Below are 3,138 nucleotides of genomic sequence, written 5' to 3' on the forward strand. Positions count from 1 at the left end.
CTAGCATCTAGCATCTAGCATCTAGCATCTAGCATCTAGCATAAAAACATACAGGATTCACATGTACCAACTTAGCTTTTCTATGCCCGAGTTTCTTGAAAACTACTGGCATAAAAAACCAACCATCTTGAAAGGTGGCTTCCAAAACTTCATCGACCCAATTTCGCCGGAAGAACTTGCTGGTTTATCGATGGAAGAAGAAGTGGATTCTCGCTTTGTCTCTAACCTCAACAACCAATGGACAGCAGAACATGGTCCATTCTCAGAAGAGAAATTTGGCGAACTCACTGAAACACATTGGCAATTGATCGTTCAAGCGGCTAACCACTGGCATCAAGGTGCCAATAAGCTGACTGAAGCGTTCCAAGCTTTACCAAACTGGTTATTCGACGACCTAATGATCTGCTACTCAGCACCAGAAGGCGGCGTAGGCCCCCATATTGATCAATATGACGTATTCATCATTCAAGGCCAAGGTAAACGTCAGTGGAAGGTTGGCACGAAAGATGTTGGCCAATACAAAGAGACAGTCCAAGCTTCTGCACTTCGTCAAATCGAAGGTTTTGAACCGATCATTGATGAAACTTTAGAGCCGGGCGATATCCTTTATATCCCACCGGGTTTCCCGCATGAAGGCAACACGTTAGAGCCGTCAATGAGTTACTCTATTGGCTATCGCTCCCCTAAAGAACAAGAGCTAATCAGCAACTTCGCCGATTTTGTACTTGCTCATGATATGGGTGACGTTCATCTTCACGATCCAGAATTCAAAACGCAAGATGGTTACGGCAAGATTCGTTCATCGGATTTAAGCAATCTAACTGACATGTTGAAATCTGCACTAGAGCAACCTGAAACCATCAGCGAATTCATGGGGTGTTTGCTAAGCCAATCACGCCACCAGCTTGATATCGTCGCTCCTGAGCCATTATGGACAGAAGAAGAGATCGCTCAGCACTTAGAGTCAGAAGGCGAGATTTGTCGAGTATCGGGCTTAAAAGCGCTCTACCATGAGAATGAAAGCAACACAGCTTACATCAATGGGGAAGTCGTTAAAGTTGAACAGGCTGATTCTTCGCTACTAAACGTACTGTGTGATGATTCGGTAATTAACTCAACAACTAATCTTTCTCCTTCAGGTGTAACCGTCGTGACGGAATTGGTGAATAAAGGTTACTGGTTTATCGAAGACTAACATCGTTAATCGGTTTCGCGGATATCGCCAAGCCCTAGAGCCTTGGAGCCCAAGAAAAATAAAAGGGACAAATGAAATCTTCATTTGTCCCTTTTTCTATTCAATTGTTAACTAAGCTTAAAAGCTATACAGTGAACAACTAGGCTAAACCTTGAACTGATTAACCAATTTCTGCTGCTGTTGGGACAGTTGATCAATTTCGCTACCCACTTGTTCAGAAGCTGCGGCTTGATCCAAGATCTTCGCACTCAAATCACGGATATTAACGACACTTTGGTTCACTTCACCGGAAACCGATTGTTGCTCTTCTGCCGCTCTCACGATCTGGTTGTTCATATCACTGATCGCTTCTATAGAAGTAAAGATCGAACCCAGATCTTCGACCGCTTTTTGAACATGTAATGCCGTGTCGTTAGCGAGAATATTACCTTCTTGTATCGCTTCAACGACATCTTGAGTGCCCGCGTGGACCTTGTCGATCACGGTTCTGATTTCACCAACCGATGACTGTGTGCGACTTGCGAGGTTTCTTACCTCATCAGCAACGACGGCAAAACCTCGACCTTGCTCACCTGCACGAGCCGCTTCAATCGCCGCATTCAATGCCAGTAAGTTGGTTTGCTCAGAGATCCCTTCAATCACACTTAAGATCTCAGTGATGTTACCGTTATTTTTAGCCAACTCTTCAACAATAGGCACGGCGCTCGACATACGATCCACCAGCTTTCTCATTTCACCGGCAGAAAGTTCGATAACCTGTTGGCCTTGCTGAGCAGAACGATTCGCTTCACAAGCGGCATCAACGGCTATTTCAGCATTTTGTACCACTAAGCCCGAAGTCTGAGTCATCTCTTCTGCCGCGGTCGCCACAAGATCCACTTCTTTAAACTGAGACTCACTACTTTCACGAGTACTTGATGCAGAGGCCTTCGCCTGGCTTGTCGTGCTCGCCACTTGCTCAGTGGTCTGAATCACCTCTTTAATAGTGTGTTGAAGCTTGTCTAAGAACAGGTTAAACCCTTGTGACAACTGACCAATTTCGTCTTGAGATTTCACTTCCAAGCGTTGCGTTAAATCACCTTCACCAGAAGCAATATCGTTCAGTCTTTCAACTACCTGTCGAATAGGCTTAACAATGGACAGTGAAGCAAAAGCGATGATCGCTAGACCGAAAAGAATAAAGCTAATACCCGCAATCACTTCAGTCTTAATACCTTCACTTAGCTTAGTACTAATAATGGCATCCAATTGATTCGCGTCAGCAACCACACTCTCTCTTGGAATCTCAAACAGCACACCCCAAGTTTGGTTGGCGGCAACAACAGGTGCAAATGCGAGTAACCACTCACCATTCTCACTCCATTGAGTCGTGACTTCACCACCAAAGATAAAGTCCGTCATTAGATCGCTACTTGTATTGTTGCTTTGAAAACTCGAACCAACCGCAATACTTTGATCATCAGAAGCGATAACGGAACCATCTAAACTCACGACGTAAACCGCCCCTGCACCTTCAAACAAGCTTTGATCCGATTGAGTGACAACATTGGTCAAACCATCGAGCCTTAAGTCGATGCCCAAGAAACCAATCGCCACATCATCAACGATGATAGGCACCGAAATCGAAGACGTAAGCAGTTCTTGACCAACGCTACTCACAACTCTTGGCGTACTAATACACGTTTGGCCAGATGACAAAGGACAGAAAAAGCGTTCGCTATTGCTGTTATCACTCAATGTTGATTCTGATAACACGTTTGGAAGAACGTTCTCGCCATTATCTGCGACCTTCCAATAAGGAGCAAAACGCCCTCTTTCATTCGAGCCGACATAATCCGCATCGACATAATTCGCATCTTCAGCATCAAGTAAATCGGGCTTGAAGACTAGGTAAGCTCCTTGAATAGAATCAAAGTTCAAAACAGAACGACGAACCATTTCAT

2 protein-coding genes are annotated in these 3,138 nt (G+C 44.7%); one reads left to right on the forward strand and one right to left on the reverse strand.

Features of this window, described 5'->3' with window-relative positions:
- Window positions 1–61 precede the first annotated feature (61 nt).
- Window positions 62–1,195 carry a cupin domain-containing protein gene (locus tag AB4496_RS19080; RefSeq protein ID WP_009846327.1) on the forward strand — a complete coding sequence of 378 codons (1,134 nt, stop codon included), beginning with the start codon at window positions 62–64 and terminating at the stop codon, window positions 1,193–1,195.
- A gap of 144 nt (window positions 1,196–1,339) precedes the next feature.
- On the opposite strand, the gene AB4496_RS19085 is transcribed toward AB4496_RS19080, so the two are convergent.
- The coding region (locus AB4496_RS19085; protein WP_372131633.1) for a methyl-accepting chemotaxis protein at window positions 1,340–3,138 on the reverse strand (1,799 nt) is incomplete at its 5' end.

The sequence above is a fragment of the Vibrio sp. 10N.222.46.A1 genome (genome assembly GCF_041473595.1).
In the GTDB taxonomy this organism is placed as follows: domain Bacteria; phylum Pseudomonadota; class Gammaproteobacteria; order Enterobacterales; family Vibrionaceae; genus Vibrio; species Vibrio tasmaniensis_A.